This window comes from Neobacillus sp. PVCKKU3 (assembly GCF_058323225.1).
The window spans coordinates 84,721-110,938 of the sequence record NZ_JBLVQN010000019.1; the positions used below are offsets into that span (position 1 = coordinate 84,721).

Genomic DNA, 26,218 nt, shown 5'->3' on the forward strand with positions numbered 1-26,218 from the left:
TCGGATTGGCTGGCGGAGTGGCGTGAGCCGGTGCGGGAGACAAAGTCGGTGGCGAGCTGGGGTCTGCAGGCTGCGAAGGATTTGGTGAAGGCAGCTGGGCTTATGAAGCCGGACTATGACCGCTGGGTGCAGTCGTTTGAGTCGAGTTTTGATGCGTTGGTTGCCTCTAAAAAGCATTCGAACCCGTATGTGGTCTCAGAGCTGTTCGGGATTCATATGAAACGGGTCGGGGCGAGTGCGCCGGTGGAGAAGGAGTGGCGCCTGCTGTATGAGCTGGTCGCGTCGATCGTGTCGTTTCGGAAGCTTTTGGTGTTGAGCGAAGAGCTTGGGTTTGAGGAACATGTCGGACGGAAGGCTTATGGGCATTGTTTTGAAAATTTGCTCGAGGATACGGCGGATTTGGTGGAACGGTTGGTCGTACAGACGATGCCATTTGCGTTCGATGAGTTTATTGAGCGGCTGCGGGATGAGTCGTTTGAGGTCCTGACGTGTGTTTCGGGGTATGAAATTGAACGGGTATATATGCACCGCCAGTTGTGGACTGAGCTGTTCCGGAAGAAGGAGTGGCGGCAGGAGGAAGCATTAAGGATTGGTGCGCGGCTGAAGACGCTTGAGGAGTCGGAGAATCCCCTGCCTTTCCTGGCAACAATGATTCATTTGTATTTCCTACTGGGGAATGATGATTTGGCGTTGAAGCTTGCTGGCGGTGTGCCGGATGTTCGGTTTGTACCATATATGGTGTACTGGATTGATTATTTTACAGGTGCGAAACTGTGGCGCCGAGCGGAGCCTGTGATTGAGATGTTTTTGGGAAAGCTGAAGGAGTATTTGGATTGGATTGGTTCCTATCAAAGCTGTTCGGCCTTTGTGAGGAGTGTAATGCGGTCGATTGCACCGTATTGTTCGGAGAATGGCCGCGTGGAATTGTATGAGCGGGCGCTGTTGGTGTCACTGCCCTACAGCTTTGCGGATTATGAGTATTTATTGTTTGAGCGCGGCGATTATGACCGCTGGGGCGAGCTTCAGGCGTTTGTCGGGTTCGATTATTATGAATTGCCGAAGGATCGGGTTAAGGTCGTCGAGAAGGAGCGGCCCGAGGTACTGCTGGGGATGCTGCATCAAACGGCGCAGCGGGAGATTGACCAGAAAAACCGTTCGAGCTACCGGGCGGCAGTAAGGCACTTGAAGAAGCTGCGGACGCTATATAAGAAGCTGAAGCGCGTTGATGATTGGGAGTACTTTATTGAAGGTTTATTGGAACGAACGAAGCGGTTGCGGGCTTTTCATGAGGAGTGTCAGCGGAGTAAGTTGATATAGGTTTGGGGCCGAATGGCTCCAACTATATTTTGTTACGATTTTTGGGTTCAGAGTCGAGTAATTTTTCGATCCGCTAATAGAACATGAAAATTCGCCAATAGAAGGCCTTGAACCGCCAATAGAACCCGTCCATTCGCCAATAGAGTGTGAAAATTCGCCAATAGAACGAAATTTTATAAAGGGCAAAGGACTTTTATGTTGAAAATAGGTAACTTATAAAACTTTTTTGAGGGCAATTATAGATTTACATACATACATTTATTTTTAAATTACCTTTTTTATAAAGAAAAAGGTATTCGAGGGTCTAACTTTAAGCGGCCCTCCTATAAAGGAGCACGTTTTCCATGCTTAAAACCAGGTTTTTGAAATTACTGACAACTAAATTAGGTGATGACCGGTTTCTGCTGACGGCCCAAGATGAGCACGGCAGGTCCATGAGTCCTTTCAAGTGGAAGAATCTTGTCTTCAGCAGCCACGAAGAGAGTTTTTTCGGGACAGTCCTGGATGAGATGACCGTGGATGAGGTCGAAGGCGTGGTTGTGAACGGCTGGCAGCTTGTGTCGCTTTTTGCCAAGGAGTCATTCAACCGCTTTATCGAATGGGACTGGAACGAAGAGTCCGAAATTTGCTTGGCGGCCGCCAACTCCATGTACGAGGGCATTGTCGAAAAAGACTGGCACCCAGACTTTTCCGTATGGGGCCCGGACGGCGAATTCCGCTGGAAGCTGCCCGAGCGCGTGATGGATGAATTCCATCCCGAGTTTTGGGAGCAAATGGTGCATGGGGACGGTTCTTCTGCATCACCGCAGACGGATGATGTGGTGCGTGGGGACGATTCTCGCGCATCATCAGAGGCAGATGAAGTGAGGCATGAGAACCGTCCCCATGCCTCACCCACCGCTCTCAACTATATTTCGGATTTGTATAACAGTGCGCTGGATTCTTTTTTGACTAGGAATAATGCGGCGAAGGAGCTGTTTGGGCCGAAGCTTGATTTATTGAAGAAACAGAATTTGTCGGGCTTGGAGCTGGGGCGTTACTTTGATGAGGAAAGCTGGCTCGAGTGGGTCGGCATCAAGGAGAGCGAGGCGCCGTTTACGATTGGCTTGCGGCTGGATGAGCCGGAGGACGGCGAAGGCGACTGGAGCTTGGATGTATTTTTGCGCGGCAAGAAAAATGTCGATGAAATTGTTGATGTCGAAGATGTGAAGCGGATTCCGGCGAAGTGGCGGCCGTTTTTGGATAAGGTTGACCGTGAGCAGGCCCGCTGGGTGCGGCTGTTTCCGTGGCTGGGAGACGGGGCTTCGACGGATGCGGATGATGAGAGCAGCCCTGCGGCTTTGAAAACGGAGCTCACCGAGGAAGAAGCGTGGATGTTTTTGACGGATGCGAGCGAGACACTGTTGGCGCTGGATGTCGAAATCCTCCTCCCTTCCTGGTGGCAGGCGATGAAAAATGCTAATTTGCGTGTGAAGGCGTCGCTTAAGGGTACGTCGAGCCACCGGCCATCGTTTGTCGGGCTCGATGCGATGCTCGATTTCAACTGGCGCTTTTCGATGAATGGTGTCGATTTGTCCGAGGATGAGTTCCATCAGCTTGTCGAAGAAAAGCGGCGGCTCGTCTATATCCGCGGCCGCTGGGTGAAGCTCGATCCGCAGTTCATTCGACAAATTCAGGATTTGATGAAACGTGCCGAAAAAGAGGGCCTGCAAGTTCGGGATTTGATTGAGCAGGAGTTAGTCAATTCAGGTGAGGGCAGCGAAGAGGAACTAGAGAATCCCAAGGTGTTCGCGAAGATTCAGATTGAACTGAACCGGCAATGGAAGCAGATGGTGAAGCAGCTGTCGGAGGCAAATGAAATTCCGCTTGTGGATGTGCCTGAGGGATTGAACGGAGAATTGAGACCGTATCAGCAGCTGGGGATGAGCTGGCTTTGGTTTTTGCGGCAGTACGGGTTTGGCGCTGTGTTAGCCGATGATATGGGGCTTGGGAAGACAATTCAGTTGATTGCTTATTTGTTGAAGGTGAAGGATGAAGCTGGGGAAGTGGTGAAGGTGGTTCCGGGAGAGGTTGTGGAAGCGCCGGTTGTGGTTGATACGCTGGATAGCCAGGCTACGGCGCCTGAAACCGATGCCGACGTTGACACTGTTTCTACCGTGGAAAGTCTAACCACGGCTGCTGAAACGGAAACCCCTATTACACCTGCGGAAGCAAAACCGCGCAGGAAGAAAAAAGAGGATGCTGCCCCTGCCAAGTTACCGACGAACGCAGCCTTAATCATCTGCCCTACCTCGGTGCTCGGCAACTGGCAAAAGGAAATTGAGCGGTTTGCTCCGGAGATGAACGTGTACCTCCACTACGGCTCGAACCGCCTGAAAGAGGCTAATTTTTCCGAAAAAGCTCAGGATGTAGATGTGGTGCTTACCTCCTACGGGTTGAGTCATCTGGATTCCGAGGAATTCGAGTCCGTTCAATGGAGCACGATTGCCATCGATGAAGCGCAGAATATTAAGAATGCCCAAACGAAGCAATCCAAAGCGGTTCGAAGATTGCGCGGACGGCATCATGTGGCCCTGACAGGGACGCCGATGGAAAACCGTCTATCCGAACTGTGGTCGATCTTTGATTTTACCAATCATGGCTATCTTGGCAGCTTAGGCCAGTTCCAGAAACGGTATATCATCCCGATTGAAAAGGATGAAAAGAAAGATAAAATCCAGCAGCTGCAGTCGTTGATTCGGCCGTTCCTGCTGCGGCGGACAAAAAAGGATGAGGAAGTAGCGCTGAACCTGCCTGACAAGCTGGAGCAAAAGGAATACTGCCCGCTTACGGCAGAGCAAGCGTCGCTTTATGAGCAGCTCATACACGATACATTTGAGCAGATTGAAAAATTGACCGGCTTTGAACGCAAGGGGTTAGTGTTGCAAATGCTGGGCCGTTTGAAGCAGCTGTGCAACCACCCTGCCCTCTACTTGAAGGAAAAGTCAGCGAGCCGGGAACTTCTCGAGCGATCGAACAAGTTGGAGAAGCTTGTCGAGCTTGTCGATTCGGTTTTGGACCAGGGCGAAAGCTGTCTGATTTTCACCCAATATATCGAAATGGGCGAAATGATTCGGAGTGCGCTGAAGAAGAAATTTGGCATCGAGGTACCATTTTTGAACGGAAGTGTGCCGAAGACGCAGCGTGATACGATGATTGAACGGTTCCAGAACGGGGAGTTCCCAGTGTTCCTGCTGTCGTTAAAAGCGGGCGGTACCGGGTTGAACTTGACGGCAGCGAACCACGTCATCCACTACGATCGCTGGTGGAACCCGGCCGTCGAAAACCAGGCGACTGACCGGGCTTACCGCATCGGCCAATCACGCTTCGTGCACGTGCACAAACTCATTTGCACCGGCACGCTCGAGGAAAAAATTGACGCCATGCTGGAGAAGAAGCAATTTTTAAATGACCAGATTATTCAGAGTGAGAATTGGATTACGGAGCTTTCTACAGATGAACTTAGGGATTTGGTGCATCTTGGATAATGGTTCAGGCACCGTGCGTGGACATTTGGACGCATGGGGAGGACAGCGGCTTTAGAGGCCGCTGTTTTTTTGCCTTAATTTTGATTCTTTTGTTTCTCTCGAATCTCTTTTAGTGCATTGATAAAATGCTCTTCGCCTTCTTTTTCTAAAACCTTTAATATTAAGTTATCGTCCAAGTTCGTATGTACTGCCAATTTAACCATCATTTTTAATTTGGCATCGGTCACGCCAGAATGGTAGCCATCTTCGTGTCCTACTGAATATCCTGAAAAAAAGCTCTCCTTTAATTGACTCCGAAAACTAGCATGTAGGCCATTAACTGAATTGAGATTTTCTTTACTAAATTTACTATAGGCTTTATTAATCTCCCAAGAAAAGATTAATCCATCTATTTTTTCCATCCTGATTATCCCCTCCGTATTACTCTTCTAATTGAACTTTTATGAACAAAGAAAGTTGTTCATTATTATCACACAGGATTCTTAGAAAATCTAATTCATCAGAACTCCATTGACATTTAAAGCTTATATGTTATCTTTTACTTATAACATTGAAATGGACACAGTTACTGACGACAAATGTGGAAACGACCACAAGGAAGCTGTGTTTTATATAGTGTCGGGTCGTCTGGGCAGAGGTAAGGATTATATCCTTATCTCTTTTTTATTACATTTTTTCAGGAGGGCTTGTTATGGAAACAATCATTTTGGATGGAAATGTCGTTGCGGCAGAAATTAAGGAAGGCTTGAAAGCACGAATTGAAATTTTAAAAAATAAAGGCATCACGCCATGCCTCGCAACGATTTTAGTTGGTGATAACCCCGCTTCAGAGACCTATGTAAGAATGAAAGGAAATGCCTGCAAAAGACTTGGCATGGAGTCTATTCGCGTACAATTACCCGCAGAAACAGGGACTTTAGAGCTGATTGAAAAAATTAAAGAGTTAAATAACGATCCAGCGGTTCATGGCATTCTTTTGCAGCACCCGGTTCCATCGCATATTGATGAACGTGCCGCTTTTGAGGCCATTGATATTCGAAAAGATGTAGATGGTGTCACAAGTGCAGGCTACGGACAGACAGCACTAGGGTTTGGCGAATATCCCTCCTGCACACCAGCGGCCATTATGAAAATGTTAGACTATTACCAGATTCCAATCGAAGGTAAACATGCTGTCGTAGTGGGCAGAAGTCCGATCTTAGGGAAACCTGTTTCCGCGTTACTTCTTAATGCCAATGCGACCGTTACGACATGCCATTCAAAAACAGACAATTTAGCTGAAATCTTAAAGCAGGCAGATATTGTTGTGGCAGCGGTCGGACGGCCTAAATTTATTCAAGGAAGCTGGTTAAAGCAGGGTTCCGTTGTATTAGATGCAGGTTACAATAAAGGCAATGTTGGGGATATTGATTATGACACATGTTACGAAGCGGCAAGTGCCATCACTCCTGTCCCTGGGGGCATCGGACCAATTACCATTGCGACCTTGTTGAAACATACGGTGGATTCCGCAGAAAAAATGTCGATCTAAGTTACAAACAAGCTGGTTTTCGGTTAACGGATTCGGATGTTGATGGTAAAGATGCCAAACTAATTAACATATGTTTTAACAGTATATTAGCAATATGAATGACAAGTAAAAACGCTCAGAGCAATCTTCTGAGCGTTTTTTGGCGTAATGGAAGCTTTACAAACATTAGCAAAATTTCAGTTATTTCCCGGGAATTTGTTGAAATTTGAAGAATAATGAATCCGACTATTTGAAACAAAGGAATATTCGTTTTGATTTGATTGTAATATCGTCTAGGGGCTTGTCCGTATCGGGTATCGCTATAAGGCTCCGACTTCGGATTGAAAAAGAAATTAATTGCACCTATATCGCATAGCGATACGAAGCAAAAAAACTAAAATAGTTCCCTTATTTTCGGAATAACAGAAAAAGCGTCTCCCATATCCCTTTAGGTTTTTGTATCGCTTCTTCTAAACGTTTATTAAAATCATTTTGTGAATGCCATTCTTTTTTCTGTTCGTCACGCATATTTTGTATTTCTGCTTGTAAGAATTCGTTCATTTGTTTTTCTTGTTGAAGTAATGTTTCATATTGGGTCATTTGGTGTTCAGATAATTTTTCAATTTTAACCTGAGTTTTTTGCGCCGAATTTGCAATATTAGAACTTATGCTATGATGGTCTTGTTGTAACCGAGAAACCGCGGTTCTAAGCTGTGACATATCGTTTGTCAGTTGGACATTCATTTCACGTGTGGCTGCGAGCTCATTGACTAAAAACCTTAACACTTCTTTTAATTGATTGGGGTCTTCGGGTAAATTTTCATATGTATCGGATACCGCTATCTCTGTTTCATTGAATCGTTCTAGTCTTTCTCTTTGTTGATAAACAAGGTCTTTAGCTGTATCGTCTAGGGGCTTGTCTGTATCGCGTAACGATATAAGTGCTTCGAGGTCGGATTGAACAAAGATACGCCGATCGCCATCTTTTAAAAACTCATATCCATTTCGTTCTAAGATTTGGCCATACTTTCGGACAGTAGGTGTTGCAATCCCCACTTCTTCCGCCACTTCTTTGGAAGAGAAAGCTCGCTCATTCGGTTGTATATCACGTCTCATATCGGACCTCCTATTCTATTACATTATGAAAGTATTTTCGATTTATTTCAAGCTATATCGCCCAGCGATACAAAGCTCCTTTCTGGAGGAACTCTATTAAGGATGATGCTTGTTTTTGATTGAGTTTCTCAACCACTACAACGCCCTTTTTAGCCTCCTTCAAGTTTAAATGCATTATCGTCAAAATAGATCTTCAATAATTTTTCTTTTGTTAATACGCCAAGCCTTTAGCTGTATCGTCAAGGGGTTTATCCGTATCGCATAACGATATACGCAAGTCATATCGCCCAGCGATACTAATCACAAAAACGATTCTTTCATCTATGGTTATGAAAGTCAAAATTCCACATTAAGTATAGTTCGACAAACTTGGACAAATTTCCTGCAAGAACCGATATTGAATATATTAAATGGTTCCTGCTTGATTCGAAGTCATTTTTCATTGTGTGACCAACCAAAGTATTCGAGCCTATATAAAAAGACCCGGCACGCTCCAGTACCGGGTCTCCGCTTCACATGAACTTTATTTTTCAAAAATTAATTTAATATAATCAGCTTGACGGTTCTTCTGCCCCATGCTCTTGCTTCTGCACTGTTTGGCTTGAGGATGTCGATGCGGTGGCCTTTGATGGCGCCGCCAGTGTCTCCGGCAATCGCTTCGCCGTAGCCTTCGACCCATACACGCGAACCAAGCGGGATAACAGACGGATCGACTGCAATCAATTTCATATTTGGATTGGCCTCGATGTTATAACCCATTGCCGTTATCGAGCCTGAATCTTCATGGCTGTAAGCGGTTGCGGTGACGTACATTTCCTTGCCGCTAAGATTAGCGCTAGAGGTATCCTGCGCTGGTGCGGAAGCTGGGCGTGCGCTTGCCTGTTGCTGGGCAATTGCCGCTTGAATGCCGGCCATTTGTGACTGGATTTTCGCTTTGTCCTGTTCTGCTAGAGCCAATTGTTGCGTAATTTGATTATATTTATCCTGCATGGCCGTTAGGACTTCCTGACGCTTTTGCAGGTTTTGATCAAGTTCAGCTTGCTTTGCGGCAAGAACGTTTTGCTGCTCCAGTAAAACCTGTTCTTGCTTATCGATTTCCTTTTTGTCGTCTTCAATTTTCTGAAGGTCTGCCTTTTGGGCATTCAAAATGTCCTTGTCAGCATCCATCAATGTCGAGACAGCGCTTGCACGCTTAATGAGATCGGAAATGCTTTCAGATTCTAAGAATACGTTCATGATGATATTGAAATTGTCACTTTGCTGCATGGCCACGGCCCGCTTTTTCATGATTTCGCTACGGCCGAGGATTTTGTCCTCAAGCGCAACAATCTCTTCTTTCTTTTGTTCAATCAGCTTGTTCACTTCGTCGATTTTGGCCTGAGTTTGGGCCATTTCTTCTTGGTTCTTTGTAATATATGCATATATTGAATCGAGTTCTTTCTGAATTCCTTGTATTTCTTGATTAACAGCTTGCTGTTCTTGTTTCTGCTGATTAACAATTTGCTGTTTTTCCTGGAGCTGCTGTTGAGCATTGCGAAGTGCTTCACTGCTTGTTTGTGCATATGTAACCATGGTGCCTGATGCGTATGTAGCAATTGTAAGTACTACTAGTAAAATACGCTTGATCGTGGATTGCATATACTCCCCTCCTATTAATCTATTTATAACAGACAAACTTACCAGTTATGTTACAAAAATATTAAAAGAATATCACAAATCGACTTAAACTGGATAAAAATGGCTGTTTTATGGCAAAAAGGTGTCATAAATCAAAAAAACGGGGCCATTTTGGAAAACGGTGGGTAAAGGTGTCAGGCACCGTTCGTGGACAATTGTCTGTTTGGGTTGAAAGTCATGTATTGGGGCTGAAATTTACCTTTTTTTAAAATTTACTCGTCGATTTCGTGAGTTTACTCGTCAAAAATGAGGATTTACTCGCCATCTATTGGCTTTTACTCGCTGAATTTCATGATTTACTCGCCACCCCCCATCTCAAGCGGACCCCAACTACCTAAAAAGCCAGGCGTCCAGCCTCGCTCAGGTATTTTTCAATGACCTTCTTGAAGTGATTTCCATTTATTTGGATATACTTTCCGATTTGGTGAGCTTACTTTCCAAATGGGGGTAATTACTTTCCACTTTTATCATTTTTCTTCCGCCTTCTGGCCAAATACTTACCGAAAAACCTGATTTACTTTCCAACTTGATTTTTCAGAGGGAATCCATCCAAAAAAGCCAGGCGTCCAGCCTGGCTCAGGTAATTTTCACTACAATTTCCGAAGTATCCCTCCTTCTAGTTTAAAACAATCACTAGTATCTTTAAGTCTCTTTTCCGCTGACACGGTACGCCGTTTTTTCCTTATTAATAGACTTGTTTTTTCAAAAGGGAAATGTCGAAGGGCTGTCACTTTGCTTCCTTCAATTAGAACAAAGTGACTCAGAATCTCATAGATTACCTCCTCCGGGAGATCTTTTTCACCTACTAGAATCTGTAATTTATTTTCGTTGTATATTATTTGGAAGTCTTGTTCACAGAAATTAATGGGCATTTTCCCACCGTTTTCAAGGGGAATATATTGGTATGAGGGGTTCATAGTTGTGTGAGATAACTGCAATGAAAGTATAAATATGTCAATAAAACTAGGTTTTCTTTTTAATCGCCATTCCTCGCTGCTAATTTGTTCACCCACTATTACTAAAAAAGTTTTTTCCATGAAAGACCTCCTGTTTTGACATTTATCTACACCGTTTCATATTATTCGACAATAATTTTGATATTCCTTTTCAATAAAATTGGGGAAATCATATTTTTTATTCAACGTGCACTCTTTTCACGCCACTTGATGTGAAGGATGCGCACATTTGGACTATGGGCCATTTTTTCCCGTTAAGGTAAAGTCAGGATTTGTTTTTATGATGGCGGTGAAAAGGATGTCTCTAGCGGAAAAATTGAAGAAGCTTCGTGATCGGCAAAACTGGTCCCAGGACACGCTGGCTAGCATGATGAATTTGCATCGCTCGACGATCAGCCGATTTGAGAACGGCCGTAGCGTACCAACTTATCAAACATTGCTGCAGTTTGCGGAAATTTTTAAAATAGACAAGGATTATTTGCTCGGGGAATTGAATCAGGGCGATTTCCCACAGGTGGAGCCAGGCTTTCTTACCAAGGAAACCCTGGAGAATCCTGATTTGGCAATAATTTATGAATTGCTTCAAAAAGAGCCTGAGTTAAAGAAGGCCCTGGTGGAGCTCCACTTAATGGCACCTAAGCGCCGGGCGTTTTATGCGGATATGATCGCAAGCCTCGTTAGGGCTAGTAAGCGGCATAGGGATAAGATTTAGCGTGAGGTTTTAGAAAATCGAAGAAGCCGCTGACACGAGATCAGCGGCTTCTTTTTAAAAAACAGGGGGTTTTGCTAATAGTATTGCCAGTTCGTGGGTTTTTATACCAATTCGTCATACAAAAAAAATCCCGGCAAAACAATGCCGGAATTCCAAAAATGAGGCTGGTTCAGGAGAGATGTTTGATTCTCTTTTTCAATGTAGGCAGTTCGGGGAAATTGGTTGAGAATCGTGACCGACATACTTTTCTTGAGAAGCAGGCAGTGGCGCCGCTGCCTGCAATTACCTTTACCAAAATCTCCGTCAATCCAAGGTCGCCAAAATGTGCCCACCTACGAGTAAATCCGAATCGGGCTGCGCTCCCTTTTTTCCTGCTGCTGTTCCTTGATCAGCCATTCCAACTGGCTAACCCGCAGCTGCAGGCTGTCGACCTTTTGATTGGCCTTTCCAACCATTTTTATTAATGTTTCGAGTAACTGCTCGAGGTTGTGGACGTATTCTTCTTCATGAGCACCCAAAGTTGAGCCCCTCCTTTTATTCCACCACTTAAAATGGTAATGATGCAGCAACCGATTCAGCTGTTGGGGCTGGCCCAGGTGCAGCAGCTTGGGACTGGCCTGCTGCCACCGAAGTTCCGGATGCCGCGGCTGAACTTTGTCCAGGGGGATTCGCCCCCTGCCCATTTGCCGCACCAGAAACCGACGCCGAAGACCCAGCTCTAGATTCCCCGGCCACCGCCCCCTGCGGCTTCGTACTCAAAAACCGAATCGTTTCCGCCACGACCTCTGTTACGTATACCCTTTTTCCATCCCGCCCATCATAATGGCGGGTTTGCAGCCGTCCGGTGATCCCGACGACCGCCCCTTTTCGACAATATTTGTACGTGTTTTCAGCGGCATTTCGCCACAGGGTGCACTGCACAAAATCCGTGTCAAATTCGCCATTGTGATTGCGGAAATTCCTGTTCACCGCCAAGGTAATGTGCGACACCGGCGTTCCCTCCGTCGTTTGATTCAATTCCGGGTCCCTCGTCAAGCGGCCAACCAGCGTTACTTGATTAATCAAGGTATCATCTCCTCCAACATTTGATGATTTCATCTTAGACCCGGGCCAAAGCAAAGTAAAATCGCGATACAGCCCGTTTCAAGGTCGATTTTTCTCGAAAAAGCAATTTTCGAGATGGTTTTTGTCACGGACGAGGTCAATTTTTTACAAATAAATTAAAAATCCTATTTCGGTCAAATATTTTTCGACATTTGCTTCTTTTTTGCGTATGTTATAATTAGGAAAAAACAAACAGGAGGTTGGTAATGAAGACGTTTAAATTATTCTCGCTGGAAGTTGTGGAAAATGACAAATCGGTTGAAGTTCCGCTTGAAGACGGCCTGATTCTCAACAAAGAAGACGAACGCTCCACCTGGCTGATTGAGGCGTACACCACTGATCTCTCCCTGTATGATTATTTTAAAAAAATATCTGAGCAAAACCGCGAAGTCATTGTCGAGGCCGTTATTACGAAGAAGGAAAACACACCCGCTTATTTTCAAACGAAAATCGCTTCAATGACGAAATTCGAAAAACACGCAAGCGTTCTGTTTTTAGGCCACCTGCGCCGCAACAAAAGCGACTATTCCGAACTATTGCTCGACAGCCTCATCCAAAAAGGCTTATCAGGAGACGCCCTCCTTGCCGAATTCAAGGATAAAATGAAGAGCAAGCCGAAGCTAAAGGTCCACAATACTTAAAGTGTATACCAGTCTTCGGACTGGTTTTTTCTTGGAAAAATTATCTTGCTTTTTCGACAAATCCTCCCCATACTATTGATGTATATGGAGAAATTTGGGAGGGAGGCAGGAGAAAGAGATGAGTTGGACTAGCTGGATTGTAAACGTCATAATTGCCATTTTTTTAGCCGTGGACGCACCGAAGCGCGGTAAGAGGCCATGGCTATGGGCGATATTGGGATTTTTCTTCGGGGCCATCGCGCTTGGAATTTATTTAATTCAAACCGGACGAAAGGTGCTTGGCTGGATTATCACGATATTGGCCATCATCGTTTATATTTTGGTTATCATTTTTGCTATTCTCGCGGCAGCTTTAATGATGACGGGTTTTTCTTAAAAAAAAGGGGACAAGGCGCGCCATTTTGGCACCTGTCCCCTTTTGCCTTATTCGTCTTTGTTATCGCGGTCTTTGCGGTCGATATCATCCTCGATAATATCTTCCTGCTTGGTATTGTTGTCCTTAATCCAGTCCTTGTCAGTTGGTGTGTTCTTGTCCTCAGACTCCGGATAATGGTTGCGTCGATCCATCGGATTGTCATTTAAATCGTTGTTCAACCGGTTATTCATCCTGTCGCGGTCGTTCAGGTTGTTCCGATTATTCAGGTCGTTGCGATCCAAATTATCATTCAAATTGTTATCGTTGACCCTCGGCGGCGGCGGGTTGATGTCATTTCTGTCATTATCATTATTACAGCCAACCAGCATCATCGCCGACAATACAGAACCGGTGAGCAGCGTAAACAGCTTCTTCTTCAAGCAAAAAACTCCCTTCAACTTTCATGTTATTGCCTAACACTTATAGCTTTCCCGTTGTTTTTTAAAATTTGAATGGAATTTTTTTGCATGTGAAAAAGGCCGTGGGTTGTCCTCCGGCCTTTACTCGTCAGTTCTGTAGTTTTACACGTCTATTTGCGGGATTTACTCGTCAACTTTAAGGATTTACTCGTCTAAAATCAAGTTTTACTCGCCTAACCCCACTCACAGCCTAAATTTATTCCTTCTTTTCCCCAAGCGCAAAAGTAATTTCCGCTTCGCAGGCGATTTCGCCGTCAACAGTTGCCACGGCTTTGCCTTTGCCGATTGGTCCGCGCAAACGCACCATTTCCACCTCAAGGCGCAGCTGGTCGCCCGGCTTTACTTGCTTTTTAAAACGGCAGCTGTCTATTCCTGCAAAAAACGCCAGCCGGCCGCGGTTCTCTTCCTTTTTCAAAACAGCGACTGCCCCGACCTGCGCGAGTGCCTCAACGATTAAAACTCCAGGCATGACTGGATAATCAGGAAAATGGCCATTGAAAAATTCTTCATTGGCGGAAACATTTTTAATGCCAACCGCTCTTTTTCCTTCTTCCACCTCTAAAATCCGATCCACCAGCAAAAATGGATAGCGGTGTGGAATAATCTCTTTAATTTGTTCAATGTTCAGTTGTTCCATGAATTAAAGTCCCCTTACACATTGTAATTTCTTAGAACCATTATACCTTAAGGAGGGTTATTTTCAAAAATGCTATGTATGGGAGCTATTGGTGGTGGAAGACTAGGACTATTCCCATTTTGTGCAGTTAAGGGGGGGCGAGAGATGAGCTATGATCAATATTGGCAAAAAATCTTTTCACACAGCGAAGAAATGAACTCATTAATTACTTCTTATTGGAATGAGCATAACAATATCGGCACCTGGCAGTTCTGGACCGTCGTGTTTTTACTGGTGTTTCCGCTCATTTTGCTTTATTTTACAGTGGATCGAAGCCGTGTGTTTGAGCTTTTCTTTTTCGGCTATACCGTCCATGTTCTATGGGCCTACACAGATATTGTGTTGCAAAGATACAGTTATTTTGTTCACACTTACTTTATTGCACCTGTATTCCCGTACGCACTGAATATGACAGCATCTGCACTTCCGGTCGGCTTCCTGCTTTTATATCAATACTGTACCAATCACAAGAAAAATTTCCTAATTTATTCACTAGTGCTAGGAGCCGTGTTTGCCTTTGGCCTCGCCTCCCTTGAACGGCTTTTAGGGATGGTTAAACTGGGCAAGGGAATGAATCTTTTTTACATCTTTCTGATCGATACAGCCATCTGTTATATAGCTTATTTTTTTACAAAAGTAATTCAAAAATGGAGCCATGCTAAAAAGCTGTAAGGCGTTATAAAGCCTTACAGCTTATTTATGTTAATAATGTTATTTCTTTTCCACTAAGTCGAGAATATGTGTCCAAGTCGATCCCTTAAAAACATCGGCTGCATTGCCGCCGCCAAGGATACCGTAACCGACCGCCGCCCCAGCCACAAGACTGACAAAGAAAAACACCACCAAGAGTACGAGGCGAAGCCAGATTGGAATTAGCCGCACTCTGATGCGGACATGGTTCTGCGGCTCTGCTTCCTCTGTGTTTCTTTCTTTAGCAGCGGCTGTGTCCACCTTTTGCAAGGCATCAGTCTGTGCCTTTTTATATTCCTCTCGCGATTGAAATTGCTGTTGTTCTACATTATTTAATGACATTTTAATTTCCCCTTTGAATCCCGCCATTCCTTTTTAAAGGATTTTGCCTATCAACCAACACGGGATTAGAGTTAATACATATTATAACCATTTTGAAGCCACACACGATGCACATTTTATTCTATTATAAAAAATTATTCATGATTATACATTAACTTTTTGCGAAAAAAAGTAAATTGATGTAAAAAAAGCGCAGAAAATGGGGTCAAGCTGGAGGTCGAGGGGGGGTTTTCTGGGAAGGAGATTTCCAATACTTTCCAAGTTTGAGGCTTTCCAGTGAGGCATGGGGACGGTTCTTATGCATCACCCAAATGAGGCACAAAAACGGTCTAATGCATTACTTACCTGATTCCATTTGAGGCACGAGAACCGTCCCCATGCATCACCCATGCATCAAAAAAAGCCCAATGACCCAGGCTTGTCCAGCCGTTATCATTAGACTTTTGGAAATTGGTAAGAGGTCTTACCACATTCAGTTTTATTATCCTAGCTTACGGCCTGGAATTCGGTCGATGTTATCTAGCATGATGCCTGTTCCGATGGCAACGCAGTCCATTGGATTTTCTGCTACTAAAACAGGTACCTTCAGCTCTTCCGCAAGCAGCATGTCGATACCGTGAAGAAGTGCACCGCCGCCTGTTAAGATGACGCCGCGGTCGATGATGTCTGCTGATAGCTCAGGTGGTGTGCGCTCAAGAACGCTTTTGGCAGCCTGAACGATGACTGACACAGATTCCCGCAATGATTGCTCGATTTCCTCTGAACGAACGGTGATCGTGCGCGGCAGACCGCTGACCATGTCACGGCCGCGAATTTCCATTTCCTCGGAACGAGAGCCTGGGAAGACAGTAGCGATGTTGATTTTGATGTTCTCAGCTGTACGCTCACCGATCAACAGCTTATATTCGCGCTTGATGTGGTTCAAGATCTCCATGTCGAACTTGTCGCCCGCCATTTTGATGGAGGAAGAAGTCACGATATCGCCCATTGATAGAACGGCCACATCCGTCGTTCCTCCCCCGATATCCACTACCATGTTGCCGCTTGGCTGGAAGATGTCCATACCTGCGCCAATCGCCGCCACTTTTGGTTCTTCTTCTAAATAAATCTTTTTCCCGCCGCTCTTTTCAGCAGCTTCCTTGATTGCCTTTTGCTCAACACTTGTGATGTTCGTTGGGCAGCAAATTAAGATGCGCGGCTTTGATAAAAAGCCTTTAACGTTAAGTTTATTAATAAAATGCTTCAGCATTGCTTCTGTTACATCAAAGTCAGCAATAACGCCGTCCTTTAACGGGCGAATTGCGACGATGTTTCCTGGTGTACGTCCAACCATGCGGCGAGCTTCTTCTCCGACTGCCAAAACCCGGTTAGTGTTTCTGTCGATTGCAACTACGGAAGGCTCGTTTAATACGATGCCGCGGCCCTTCACGTGGATTAACACGTTGGCTGTTCCTAAATCAATCCCAATATCCCTTGCAAACATTCTCTTTCCTTTCCTCCTCAAGACGGATTCCTTCTACCTAATTGTCTATTCTATCACATTCATTAAAATATCCATAACATTTTAAAACAATCAATGTAATTTTTTGCTGAATCTTGTCGGAATCGGAAATTCTTTGAGAAGGTGGGACATTTTTTTGTAAAAAAAAGAAATGGTGTATGGCACCAGTTCTTTAATGGCATTTATTTTTGAAAAATTCTCGGCTTACTTGACAGCCTCTCCTTCTTTTTCTTCTTTCTGGTACTTCATTTTAGTCGCCTCGCCGCCCCTTAAGTGACGAATGGATTTATGATAATCTAGAATCTCTTTTACTTCGTTTGCAAGCTCAGGATTAATCTCAGGTAGTCTCTCTGTTAGATCCTTATGGACTGTAGACTTGGATACGCCAAACTCCTTCGCAATGACGCGAACCGTTTTCCTCGTCTCCACGATATACTTCCCAATCTTGATAGTCCTCTCTTTGATGTAATCGTGCACACTCTCGCCCTCCCTAAATTGGATGTGAGACGTGTGAAATGAGACCCGCTTATCACTTCGACTGAATACTGCTTCCGTGCGAGCTGCTGACTGGCTCATGTTTGCGCTTACGCGAAATTGGAATTGTCCACCCCACGTGGACAGTATCCACGAATGGTGTCAGGCACCAAATTTCGCCCTGCATGTCACACGGCAGAAAGTTTTCACTTTCTGATCATACGATGAATAATCATGTCCCCGGCTGGATACCCGCTAACTTCAAACGACTCCTCACCTCAAACACTCTCTTTGTATAAAGGTTTGTAACATTGTATTAGCTTGGATACGGGTTTATGCACAAAATACACAAACGGGACAAGGTATTGGACTATTTTTAGAAAATTCAAATATTGTATGTTTTTTCGACATTTAGGAAAAAAGCCCCAAACCCGCGCCACGTCTATGGTTTATACAGAAATAATCGCGGGCCGCTCGTTATTTCCCAAGAAATTTGTCGGATGAAAAATATATGTGTTTGATGTGTTTGTGTTGTGAAAATTTGGGGTTTTGGTAAAAAAACATTGAAATGTGGTAAGTAACATTGAAGAAGATGCAAGGTTTCAAGTTTCCTGTAGTGTCCGTGATATTGAATCGTTTTTAATATTATATAATGTGGTTAAGTTATTTAAGAAAGGATTTTACGACAGTGACACCTTTTACGGAAAGAGTAATTTCGATTATAAAAAATATACCCCTGGGGAGAGTCATGACATACGGACAAATTGCGGGGCTCGCCGGAAGTCCCCGCGCCGCCCGCCAGGTCGTCCGCGTCCTCCACTCCATGAGCAGGAAACACCGCCTGCCCTGGCACAGGGTCGTCAATGCCCAAGGAAAAATCGCCCTGCAGGATGACGAGGGCTACAACGAACAATGGCTGTCGCTCGAGGCCGAGGGCGTGGATGTGGGTTTAAATGGGGTTATTGATTTGGAAAAATATCAGTGGCACCCGGGAAAGTAAACACACCAAATCGGAAAGTATATCCAAATTAATGGTAATCACTCCAAAAAGGTAATTGAAAAGTTACCTTGTTTGGGGTGGTTTTGTCGCTCGAGATGGGGGTTGGCGAGTAAATTTTAGATTCAGGCGAGTAAATTATAAAAATAGACGAGTAAATGTCAAAAGTTGGCGAGTAAAACTTCAAATCAGCGAGTAAATTTTAAAAGGTATTTTTAAGATCTCATATGTTACCTGAGCCAGGCTCGCCGCCTGGCTTTTTGGAGTAAATCCACCCTGAAAAATAAGTTTGGAAAGTAAATCAGGTATTCCGGTAAGTATTTGGCCAAAAAGTGTAAGTAAAATCATGAATCTGGAAAGTATTTGTCCCCATTTGGAAAGTAAACGCACCAAACCGGAAAGTATATCCAAATTAATGGTAATCACTCCAAAAAGGTAATTGAAAAGTTACCTTTTTTAGGGTGGTTTTGTCGCTCGAGATGGGGGATGGCGAGTAAATCCTAATTTTCCGCGAGTAAACCCTCAAACAAAGCAAGTAAATTAAAAAAAAGGTAATTTTCAAAGGCCACAGCCCACCCAAACCAGGTACTTTCCCCACAAAAAAGCACCCGGCCCACAGGCCAGGTGCTTCCGCACACAACTTATTTCCATTTCATATAAATATTCTTCACCATTTTCACCGGAATGCCCGAACCGCCCCGGTCTTTTACGTTCTCGACCATCATGGCCACCATCAGATTCGGCGAATTGACATTCCAGCCGATAAACCAGCCATTCTCGAGCCCGGTTTCGCCCTGCTTCTGCTTGAATTCCGCTGTTCCGGTTTTTCCAGCAAGCGGCTTGTCGGCCATTTCTGCAGCGTGGGCAGTTCCTCCGGCATCACCAACGACCTTGCGTAAGTCCCCTGCAATCAAACCAGCATTTTCTGCAGAAACAACGCCCTCTTTCAACACTTGCCCGCGCTTCTCTTCATCCAATAGAATCGGCTTAATCATATTGCCATTATTGACAAATGGCGTATAGGTGCTCATCAAATGAACAATGCTCATCTGCACCTGTCCCTGGCCATAACCTGAGTCGGCTAGCGCTATATCACTGCCCAGAGCCCCAATTTTTGAAGTCTCAAGCGGATAAACGAACGGCAGCTGCTCCTCAAAGCCGAACTTTTTCAAACCATCAGAAAATGCATCCTTGCCTATTTTTAAAGCAGCCTGTGCAAAATAAATGTTATCCGAAAACACCAATGCTTTTTCCAAATTAATCGGGCTTCCCTCGTGCACCCGGGTCACGAAATAGCCGCCCCAGGACGCATCCTTCTGCCATTTCGGCCCGAGGATCTGCACGCCCTCGTCCGGCTTAATCGCGCCGCTCGCGAGCCCTACAGCGGCCGTAATTGGTTTCATCACAGACCCAGGCGCAAATGCCTGTTTAAAGCGCGTTAACAGCGGCTGGCGGGCATCGTCCTGCAGTGCCTTCCATTCATCCGCAGAAAAGCCTAACGCCGCCTGATTCGGGTCAAATGACGGGCTGCTGACGAGCGCTAGTGTTTCCCCTGTCACCGGGTTCATCGCAGCCGCCGTCCCGACCTCGCCAGCCGGAGCACCAGCCCCAGCAGTTCCTCCAGCCACGGTCCCAGCGGCACCTGCTCCACCACTCATCTCCGCATACACCACCGCCTGCAAATCCGCATCAATGGTCAGCTTGACATTTTTTCCATCAGCAACCGGCTTTTCCGCGAGTACTTCCTCGCCGCCGGCCTTCTTCTTAATCACAATCTTCACGCCGCTCTGGCCCTTCAGCTGCTCATCCAGCACCTGCTCCAGTCCGCGCTTCCCAATCACATCACGGCTCGTGTAACCCTTGTCCTTCCTCTTTTCAAGTTCATCCGCGGTAATCTGCCCAACATAGCCAATCAGCTGCGCCGCGGCCTCCTTGTACGGATAAATCCGCGCGTCCACCTTGCGTGTCTTCACAGGCTCAAGCGCGACCAGCTGGGCAACCCGCTCAGTATCGTCCATCGACACCTTCTTAAGCGGCACAAACATCCCAGGCTGCACCCAGCTCGCCTTCAGCGCCTTATCAATAGAATCCGGCGTCATCTTCAACAGCGACGCCAGCTGCTCCATCACCGGCGCCGCTATATCGCCGGCCGATACGCCCACTTCGTACACCTGGCCGTTCACCGCCATCCCCGTGCCGTTCCGGTCAACGATTTCGCCCCGCTTCGCCGGTACCGTGCTCAAGCTCAGCTTGTCGCCCTCCTGCATTTTTGGAAAAATGAACCCCGGGTTCCAGTCCACAAACCAGTTTTCCTTATCGTCCTTTTTTTCCTTTTTCAACAGAGCTTCTTCGGTAAAATTAATTGGCCCCGCGACACTGTTCATTTTGGCGCTAAAAGAATACTTGGCTTGCTCTTTATCCTTCTGTTTATCGTCTTTCGGATTTTTGAAGTCAATCTTGAGGTCAGTAATCTGTAAATCGTCGTAGATTTTCTTATAGCGGTTCGTAAAATCATCTTTAGAGATTTTCTTTTTGGCATCATTCGAAAGGTAATTATACATGTCAGCAAACTTCTGCTTATTCCATAAGGCTATGTACTCGGAAAATCGATCCTGCGGCGTTGGCTCCTTGCTGCAGCTGGCAAGCAAAACACCCAGCACCACGGCAAGCAACAGCCCGGCAACTTTTTTCAAGGCAAACCCCTCCTTTTTTTACCATTTTAACACAACCTTAGACAGATTTCTCATCAAAGCAACGTAGGTCATCCTGTATTCCAGGTATAATCAGCTGACTCTTTAACATATGCCCAAGCCCTCCAATCTACCGCAACAAAAACACCCCATCGCCAATTTCAGGACAAAACTCCTAAGGAAAATAGCGGCATTAAAAAACCCCGGCTATTAAACCGGGATTTGCTTTGTGACTAGGTGAATGAAATTAATAATAGGTGCTTTCTGCGAAACCGCACTTTCGGCATTTCCTCATACCGTACGTTTCGGAAAATAAATGCCGGCAATGTTGCTGAATGTTTTCAATTTCCTTTTCCAAGCTATGAATTTTTTGTTTTAGGATGTCTATTTCTTCATTCATTTTTATTACCTTAATGGAATTCGTCTCATCGATAAATTCTTGATCCATCATGAATAAATTCCTCCGCTTTTTTCCTCATGCCTTCTTCGATGTCCACTTCTTTACTCGCTGCCTTTTCCCGAATGTCATGTGATATTCTCATCGAACAGAACTTCGGCCCGCACATGGAGCAAAAATGGGCTGTTTTTGCCCCCTCCGATGGCAATGTTTCGTCATGGTATTCCCTTGCACGCTCCGGATCCAAAGAAAGATTAAACTGGTCTTCCCATCTGAATTCGAAACGGGCTTTCGATAACGCGTTGTCTCTTTTTTGCGCACCGGGGTGCCCTTTGGCCAAATCAGCGGCATGAGCGGCAATTTTATAAGCAATGACTCCTTCCCGGACATCATCTTTGTTCGGTAAGCCCAAATGCTCTTTGGGTGTCACATAACAGAGCATCGCTGTTCCGAACCAGCCGATCATCGCTGCTCCGATTGCTGAAGTAATATGATCATATCCTGGTGCGATATCGGTGGTTAAAGGTCCTAACGTATAAAATGGCGCTTCTTTACAAATTTCCATTTGCTTATCGACGTTCTCTTTGATCATATGCATCGGTACATGACCAGGCCCTTCAATCATCACCTGCACATCATGTTTCCAGGCAATGTCTGTTAATTCTCCGAGCGTTTCAAGCTCTGCGAATTGTGCTTCATCATTTGCATCGGCAATACTGCCTGGACGAAGCCCGTCTCCAAGAGAAACAGAGATATCATATTGTTTCAGGATTTCACATATTTCTTCAAAATGAGTATAGAGGAAATTCTCCTTATGATGAGCCAAGCACCATTGCGCCAAAATCGAGCCGCCGCGGGATACGATGCCTGTTGTCCGTTTTGCCGTTAAAGGAATATATCGCAGCAAAACGCCGGCATGGATTGTAAAATAGTCGACGCCTTGTTCCGCCTGTTCAATTAACGTATCGCGGTAAATTTCCCATGTTAAATTCTCGGCAATCCCATTTACTTTCTCGAGTGCCTGATAGATTGGGACCGTTCCAACTGGTACGGGAGAATTGCGAATGATCCATTCTCTCGTTGTATGGATATTTTTTCCCGTTGATAAATCCATGATGGTGTCGGCGCCCCAGCGAGTTGCCCAGGTCATTTTTTCAACCTCTTGCTCTATAGAGGAGGTAACAGCCGAATTCCCGATATTTGCATTAATTTTCACATGAAAGTTTCGCCCTATAATCATCGGTTCGCTTTCCGGGTGATTGATATTGGCTGGGATAATCGCTCTCCCGCTGGCAACTTCCGCACGAACAAATTCCGGTTCCCTATGTTCACGAATGGCTATGTACTCCATTTCAGGGGTAATCATGCCTTTTTTGGCATAATGCATCTGGGTGACATTTTTTCCTGTTTTAGCCTTTAGGGGTGTTTTGTTTACATTAGGATACCATTCAAGGTTTGCACGTTGGTCCCCTTCATGGTATCCGTTATCCTTGGCCTTTATTTCTCTTCCAACATAAGCCTCCACATCATTCCGCTCGAGAATCCAATTCTTGCGCAATGCTGGAAGTCCGCTTTGAATATCGACCTGATAATTCAAATCTGTGTAGGGGCCGCTCGTATCATAGACCCGAACAGGCTCGTTTTCTTCTTCTCCAAAAGCAGCAACGGTTCGACTAAGTTGAATTTCTCTCATAGGAACCTTAAGATCGGGGCTTGCCCCTTCGACATATACCTTTTTACTTCCAGTGAATTGTGATTTTAACTCGATGTTCCCTTCCACTTGCTTCTGCATGTAACTTCCTCCTTCAAAATGGTTTGAATTTGCACCCTGGGAGTTACAGCGCAGTTCATTACTGGAAAGTAATAGAGGACAATACAAAAAGGTTCTGTTTGCACAGAACCTGATTATTTCATCCAAAAGTAGCGGTACCCAAATTAAACACGGACACCTTTGATACTACTTCCCTACGCTGGCATCATCCAGATCAGGTTCAAAGGGTCAAAGAATTTATGCATTCTTCTCTCAGTCCGAGCCATCGGACCCCCCCAGTAGAGCATTTCAAACAATATTAAGTTATCATCTTACAGTCAAAATATATCAGAAATTTTTGAAAATGGAAAGGACTTTTTGGTAAACTTTGTGGTTATCAGAACAGATAATTCTCATAACTGTTTTTCAAACTTTCACCTTTTGTTCATAGTTTGTTCATATCTGGAGGGTAAGATAAGAGTGTGAAAAGGACAATCTTAGTCACACTTTTTCATAACCCCCCCTTTTAATATATCGTGTTGGATTCGGCAATCGGCCGGGTCCTATTTTTTTGATAACGTGCGGAATCTGGCTAGCGGCCGGATTCTTTTTTTTGAAAAAAAAACGCAAAAAAAAGAGGAAGCATTCCCCTTCCCCTTTACTTACAATTGCTATATTAAGAATTTGTCTTTTCTTTTGAGTTAGTGGACTCGTCTTCTTTGGTCTTGCCGTCGTCTGTTTCCTTATCGGAAGACTGGTCGTCGGAGCCAGCTGGATCCTCCAACTCCTGCTGCTTTTTTTCGCTAGGAGTTTGCATGGATTCCTTGCTGTTTGAAGGAGTCGCTTCTTGTAAAGTGCTTACCGGTTTGTCGATATACTTACTAGGGTTAACCGCGACGCCATCTTTACGAATTTCAAAATGGACGTGTGTTCCAGCTTTTTCATTGAACATGCTTTGCCCAGCCTTGGCAAGAACATCTCCCTGTTTCACCTTGTCGCCAACTTCAACTTTAATGTCTTTCACGGACTGATATTGTGTTACAATACCTTTGTCGTGTTCAATTTCGATGACATTTCCAAGCACTGCGTCTTCTTCCACTCGAACGACCTTACCGCTTAGTGATGCTAATACATCAAACGTTTCGCCGTCTTTCATGGTGATGTCGACACCAGTATTCGGATTGTATGTGTTCTCGTAGAATACTAATGCGGCTTCCTGGTCTTCAGCTTTGGCTGTGAAATCATAGAACTTTGTCTTGATCACTGCTGATGCTGCATCCTTCACCGGCATTTTGACGTTTTCTAAAGCCGAGTTAACTTCAACTGCAGGCGGGTTGGTCTTTTTGCCAGTAATATCAGTAGACTTGTAATCGTATTTGTCTGAGTCTCCTGCGCTGGACTGGTACCAAAGAACACCTGTTAAAATGATTGCTGCACTTGCGATATAGATGGCTGGAAATACCCAACGCTTCTTGAAAAAGCGTTTTACGCTGGAACTTTGAGAAGATCGTTTGTTTTCTTCCTCTCTCATTTTCATCACCTCAGCAATCATTCTGAACAGATAACTAGAATTATATACACTAGTCTGAAAAAAATTTTATTTTTTGTAATCGCCTGCGTTTTTATGCATCTTTTTGAAAAATTTTTAGGGGGAATTGTTTCATGAAAGTGTTAAAATGGGTGCTGCGGGTCCTGCCCGTGCTTTACATGGCAGCCATCTTCATTCAATCGAGCCTGCCGTCGGACCACTTCGTGCGCCTGCCCGATTCGAATATTGACCATACTATTAAAGAATCGTTGCATTTAATAGAGTTTGCGATTTTATATGTATTACTAGTCCTCGCATGTTTGACGTTTAGACGCGGTGACGCTGACCTGCGCAGCAATGCTGTCGCCGGTTTCAGTTTTACACCAGGCTGGAACTTGGCCTGTGCCCTGTTTGCGGCCTTCTACGGCATCAGTGACGAAATCCACCAATCGTTCTATCCATACCGCTCCGCGTCGCTATTTGACCTGTTTAAGGACTTCCTCGGCATCAGCGTCTGCTACTATTTTATTCGCGGCGCATTGTTTAAGGGTAAATTTGTGGGGCTGGCGAAGCTGCTCGGCCGCGTTCGGTCTGTTTCTTAAACCACTGCTGGTAGGCGGTGGTTTTTTTATTGCAATACGGGATGGTGATAAACACGGTCTTTAAATGTACCACTATGGGGGAAATCTGCGGTCGTTAGAAAATGGCTGGCCACTCTTATCGAATCTATATGGAGAAACTCTCTTAGCTCAGAATTTGTGATAGTCGGTTTTATTAAAAGGAAATAATCGTTGATGGCTGGAATATGGGCAGTTTTCGATTTGGCGTTACACTTTGGGCACCACCAGGTTCCGGAATGATAAGTCATCGGCAGAAAGCGGCAATCGGGGCACTTCACACCAGTGGGGATATCTTTAGGAGACAGGTGGAATTGCTTTAATATATCGGGATTATCGGGAGTGTGCTTCGATAGTAGTAATTTATTTACCTTTTTTAAATCCTTGGAGCCTAGCTTCTCTATCTTTTGAAATTCTTTAATTTGTTCTACTTTTTCTATTAAAAATTCACTATTACATACATTCCGAAGAATCTCTTCGTTCCCGTGCTCCGTTGTAATCAACGTTTTTTCATTACTGTTTACAAAAAGATAATGGATTGGAACGTTTGGAAAATGGTGCTCTTGCAGCCACCCGTTTAGCTTTCGCGCCTGGAGCTTGGCCTGCAGCACCGGATTCTTTATGCGTTCCTCCTGACCATTCTTTCGCAAAAAGGCCTGGTTTAATTCTCTTTTAAAATGGATCTCCCCGCTCCTATTTTTCACTTCCAACGCTAGGCCAAACATCGCACACAGTAGCAGGATGTCAATTTGAAAGTAATACTTTCCATAAAGCAGGCGGATATCGTGGTAAATTTGATAGTCGGCCTCTGGAAGCATGCTCAAGTAAAAATCCACGGATTTCTCGCCATGATACCCTGCCATCCTATTTTTATATTCGTGAACCAAATCCGGCCAATCGGGGTGATTGGGATCCATCCTCCCATCGAAAAGTGCCTGTAATTTCTTGATTCTTAATGACATTTCGCAAGGTTTTGCAAACAATCGGACCACTCCTTTCAATTTGCTCCTACAATTCCTCTTTTGTTTGCCAATTTCCTGCAAAAATCGACATTAAATTTGAACTTTTTATGGCGTTTTATCCAATTAGGTCTGTCCTTAGGTTTCTTTTCAATGACCTTTTTCGATAGATTACCATTTATTTGGATATACTTTCCGATTTG

General features: G+C 44.8%; 27 protein-coding genes and 2 riboswitches. Of the genes, 9 read left to right on the forward strand and 18 right to left on the reverse strand.

The annotated features are described in order from the left end of the window. Positions 1-288: 288 nt before the first annotated feature. Both ACNQGS_RS14515 and ACNQGS_RS14520 read left to right on the forward strand, forming a co-directional pair. On the forward strand, positions 289-1,317 hold the full coding sequence (locus ACNQGS_RS14515; RefSeq protein WP_491487960.1) for a hypothetical protein: 1,029 nt from the start codon (positions 289-291) through the stop codon (positions 1,315-1,317). Between the two features lie 344 nt (positions 1,318-1,661). Next, positions 1,662-4,844, forward strand: coding sequence for a DEAD/DEAH box helicase (locus ACNQGS_RS14520; protein WP_491487935.1), 3,183 nt, complete (start codon positions 1,662-1,664; stop codon positions 4,842-4,844). Between the two features lie 74 nt (positions 4,845-4,918). Here ACNQGS_RS14520 and ACNQGS_RS14525 read toward each other — a convergent pair whose 3' ends face one another. Beyond that, positions 4,919-5,245 carry a hypothetical protein gene (locus tag ACNQGS_RS14525; protein ID WP_491487936.1) on the reverse strand — a complete coding sequence of 109 codons (327 nt, stop codon included), beginning with the start codon at positions 5,243-5,245 and terminating at the stop codon, positions 4,919-4,921. Between the two features lie 153 nt (positions 5,246-5,398). Beyond that, positions 5,399-5,484, forward strand: a riboswitch (ZMP/ZTP riboswitch). 51 nt (positions 5,485-5,535) lie between these two features. On the opposite strand from ACNQGS_RS14525, the gene ACNQGS_RS14530 reads away from it, so the two are divergent. Beyond that, the gene (locus tag ACNQGS_RS14530) at positions 5,536-6,375 is read left to right on the forward strand and encodes a bifunctional 5,10-methylenetetrahydrofolate dehydrogenase/5,10-methenyltetrahydrofolate cyclohydrolase (protein WP_491487937.1); all 840 of its coding nucleotides are present in this window, start codon (positions 5,536-5,538) and stop codon (positions 6,373-6,375) included. Positions 6,376-6,762: 387 nt separating this feature from the next. Here ACNQGS_RS14530 and ACNQGS_RS14535 read toward each other — a convergent pair whose 3' ends face one another. The 3 genes from ACNQGS_RS14535 to ACNQGS_RS14545 form a co-directional block, all read right to left on the reverse strand. Next, on the reverse strand, positions 6,763-7,470 hold the full coding sequence (locus ACNQGS_RS14535) for a hypothetical protein (protein WP_491487938.1): 708 nt from the start codon (positions 7,468-7,470) through the stop codon (positions 6,763-6,765). Positions 7,471-8,007: 537 nt separating this feature from the next. Next, positions 8,008-9,108 (reverse strand): PcsB-like coiled-coil domain-containing protein, encoded by a 1,101-nt coding sequence (locus ACNQGS_RS14540; RefSeq protein WP_491487939.1) that lies wholly within the window; start codon positions 9,106-9,108, stop codon positions 8,008-8,010. Positions 9,109-9,737: 629 nt separating this feature from the next. Beyond that, positions 9,738-10,184, reverse strand: coding sequence for a hypothetical protein (locus ACNQGS_RS14545; protein ID WP_491487940.1), 447 nt, complete (start codon positions 10,182-10,184; stop codon positions 9,738-9,740). 217 nt (positions 10,185-10,401) lie between these two features. Here ACNQGS_RS14545 and ACNQGS_RS14550 point away from each other — a divergent pair, with 217 nt between their 5' ends. After that, entirely contained in the window at positions 10,402-10,815 is a 414-nt protein-coding gene (locus ACNQGS_RS14550; RefSeq protein WP_491487941.1) for a helix-turn-helix domain-containing protein, read from the forward strand. A gap of 101 nt (positions 10,816-10,916) precedes the next feature. Here ACNQGS_RS14550 and ACNQGS_RS14555 read toward each other — a convergent pair whose 3' ends face one another. The 3 genes from ACNQGS_RS14555 to ACNQGS_RS14565 are packed head-to-tail and all read right to left on the reverse strand — an operon-like array spanning position 10,917 to position 11,880. After that, positions 10,917-11,147: a hypothetical protein gene (locus tag ACNQGS_RS14555; RefSeq protein WP_491487942.1), complete on the reverse strand. Its 231-nt coding sequence runs from the start codon at positions 11,145-11,147 to the stop codon at positions 10,917-10,919. Next, positions 11,148-11,333: a hypothetical protein gene (locus ACNQGS_RS14560; protein WP_213118011.1), complete on the reverse strand. Its 186-nt coding sequence runs from the start codon at positions 11,331-11,333 to the stop codon at positions 11,148-11,150. Between the two features lie 28 nt (positions 11,334-11,361). Continuing rightward, positions 11,362-11,880, reverse strand: a complete 519-nt coding sequence (locus ACNQGS_RS14565) for a single-stranded DNA-binding protein (protein WP_491487943.1) — start codon at positions 11,878-11,880, stop codon at positions 11,362-11,364. A 245-nt stretch (positions 11,881-12,125) separates the two neighbouring features. Here ACNQGS_RS14565 and ACNQGS_RS14570 point away from each other — a divergent pair, with 245 nt between their 5' ends. Together ACNQGS_RS14570 and ACNQGS_RS14575 are read left to right on the forward strand one after the other, a co-directional pair. Then, positions 12,126-12,560: a YwpF-like family protein gene (locus ACNQGS_RS14570; RefSeq protein ID WP_491487944.1), complete on the forward strand. Its 435-nt coding sequence runs from the start codon at positions 12,126-12,128 to the stop codon at positions 12,558-12,560. Between the two features lie 118 nt (positions 12,561-12,678). After that, positions 12,679-12,936, forward strand: a complete 258-nt coding sequence (locus tag ACNQGS_RS14575; RefSeq protein ID WP_464492048.1) for a hypothetical protein — start codon at positions 12,679-12,681, stop codon at positions 12,934-12,936. A 47-nt stretch (positions 12,937-12,983) separates the two neighbouring features. Here the strand turns inward: ACNQGS_RS14575 and ACNQGS_RS14580 are convergent, their stop codons facing one another. Next, entirely contained in the window at positions 12,984-13,355 is a 372-nt protein-coding gene (locus ACNQGS_RS14580; RefSeq protein ID WP_491487945.1) for a hypothetical protein, read from the reverse strand. 235 nt (positions 13,356-13,590) lie between these two features. Then, positions 13,591-14,031: a 3-hydroxyacyl-ACP dehydratase FabZ gene (gene fabZ, locus ACNQGS_RS14585; RefSeq protein ID WP_491487946.1), complete on the reverse strand. Its 441-nt coding sequence runs from the start codon at positions 14,029-14,031 to the stop codon at positions 13,591-13,593. A gap of 144 nt (positions 14,032-14,175) precedes the next feature. Here fabZ and ACNQGS_RS14590 point away from each other — a divergent pair, with 144 nt between their 5' ends. Next, positions 14,176-14,742: a hypothetical protein gene (locus ACNQGS_RS14590; protein WP_491487947.1), complete on the forward strand. Its 567-nt coding sequence runs from the start codon at positions 14,176-14,178 to the stop codon at positions 14,740-14,742. 39 nt (positions 14,743-14,781) lie between these two features. Here ACNQGS_RS14590 and ACNQGS_RS14595 read toward each other — a convergent pair whose 3' ends face one another. The 3 genes from ACNQGS_RS14595 to spoIIID all read right to left on the reverse strand — a co-directional run bounded on the left by ACNQGS_RS14595 (position 14,782) and on the right by spoIIID (position 17,080). Beyond that, positions 14,782-15,102, reverse strand: coding sequence for a DNA-directed RNA polymerase subunit beta (locus ACNQGS_RS14595; protein WP_491487948.1), 321 nt, complete (start codon positions 15,100-15,102; stop codon positions 14,782-14,784). Positions 15,103-15,583: 481 nt separating this feature from the next. After that, a complete protein-coding gene (locus tag ACNQGS_RS14600; RefSeq protein WP_213117187.1) occupies positions 15,584-16,585 on the reverse strand; it encodes a rod shape-determining protein in 1,002 nt (333 codons plus the stop codon). A gap of 222 nt (positions 16,586-16,807) precedes the next feature. Further along, a complete protein-coding gene (gene spoIIID / locus ACNQGS_RS14605; RefSeq protein ID WP_007086083.1) occupies positions 16,808-17,080 on the reverse strand; it encodes a sporulation transcriptional regulator SpoIIID in 273 nt (90 codons plus the stop codon). Positions 17,081-17,765: 685 nt separating this feature from the next. On the opposite strand from spoIIID, the gene ACNQGS_RS14610 reads away from it, so the two are divergent. Further along, positions 17,766-18,077 carry an MGMT family protein gene (locus tag ACNQGS_RS14610; protein WP_491487949.1) on the forward strand — a complete coding sequence of 104 codons (312 nt, stop codon included), beginning with the start codon at positions 17,766-17,768 and terminating at the stop codon, positions 18,075-18,077. A gap of 180 nt (positions 18,078-18,257) precedes the next feature. On the opposite strand, the gene ACNQGS_RS14615 is transcribed toward ACNQGS_RS14610, so the two are convergent. The 5 genes from ACNQGS_RS14615 to spoIIQ all read right to left on the reverse strand — a co-directional run bounded on the left by ACNQGS_RS14615 (position 18,258) and on the right by spoIIQ (position 24,442). Next, complete coding sequence (locus ACNQGS_RS14615) at positions 18,258-18,500, reverse strand: hypothetical protein (RefSeq protein ID WP_491487950.1); 243 nt, start codon at positions 18,498-18,500, stop codon at positions 18,258-18,260. Between the two features lie 215 nt (positions 18,501-18,715). Continuing rightward, positions 18,716-20,767, reverse strand: a complete 2,052-nt coding sequence (locus ACNQGS_RS14620) for a penicillin-binding transpeptidase domain-containing protein (protein WP_491487951.1) — start codon at positions 20,765-20,767, stop codon at positions 18,716-18,718. Between the two features lie 244 nt (positions 20,768-21,011). Beyond that, on the reverse strand, positions 21,012-21,215 hold the full coding sequence (locus ACNQGS_RS14625; RefSeq protein ID WP_491487952.1) for a hypothetical protein: 204 nt from the start codon (positions 21,213-21,215) through the stop codon (positions 21,012-21,014). Further along, complete coding sequence (gene thiC, locus ACNQGS_RS14630) at positions 21,190-22,953, reverse strand: phosphomethylpyrimidine synthase ThiC (RefSeq protein ID WP_491487953.1); 1,764 nt, start codon at positions 22,951-22,953, stop codon at positions 21,190-21,192. The genes ACNQGS_RS14625 and thiC overlap by 26 nt, the downstream gene beginning before the upstream one ends. Positions 22,954-23,106: 153 nt before the next feature. After that, positions 23,107-23,219: riboswitch (TPP riboswitch) on the reverse strand. Between the two features lie 368 nt (positions 23,220-23,587). Next, positions 23,588-24,442, reverse strand: a complete 855-nt coding sequence (gene spoIIQ / locus ACNQGS_RS14635; RefSeq protein WP_491487959.1) for a stage II sporulation protein SpoIIQ — start codon at positions 24,440-24,442, stop codon at positions 23,588-23,590. 131 nt (positions 24,443-24,573) lie between these two features. Between spoIIQ and ACNQGS_RS14640 the strand changes: the two genes are divergently transcribed. Further along, positions 24,574-25,041: a VanZ family protein gene (locus ACNQGS_RS14640; protein ID WP_491487954.1), complete on the forward strand. Its 468-nt coding sequence runs from the start codon at positions 24,574-24,576 to the stop codon at positions 25,039-25,041. A gap of 26 nt (positions 25,042-25,067) precedes the next feature. Here ACNQGS_RS14640 and ACNQGS_RS14645 read toward each other — a convergent pair whose 3' ends face one another. Then, positions 25,068-26,039 (reverse strand): nuclease-related domain-containing protein, encoded by a 972-nt coding sequence (locus ACNQGS_RS14645; protein WP_491487955.1) that lies wholly within the window; start codon positions 26,037-26,039, stop codon positions 25,068-25,070. Positions 26,040-26,218 lie beyond the last annotated feature (179 nt).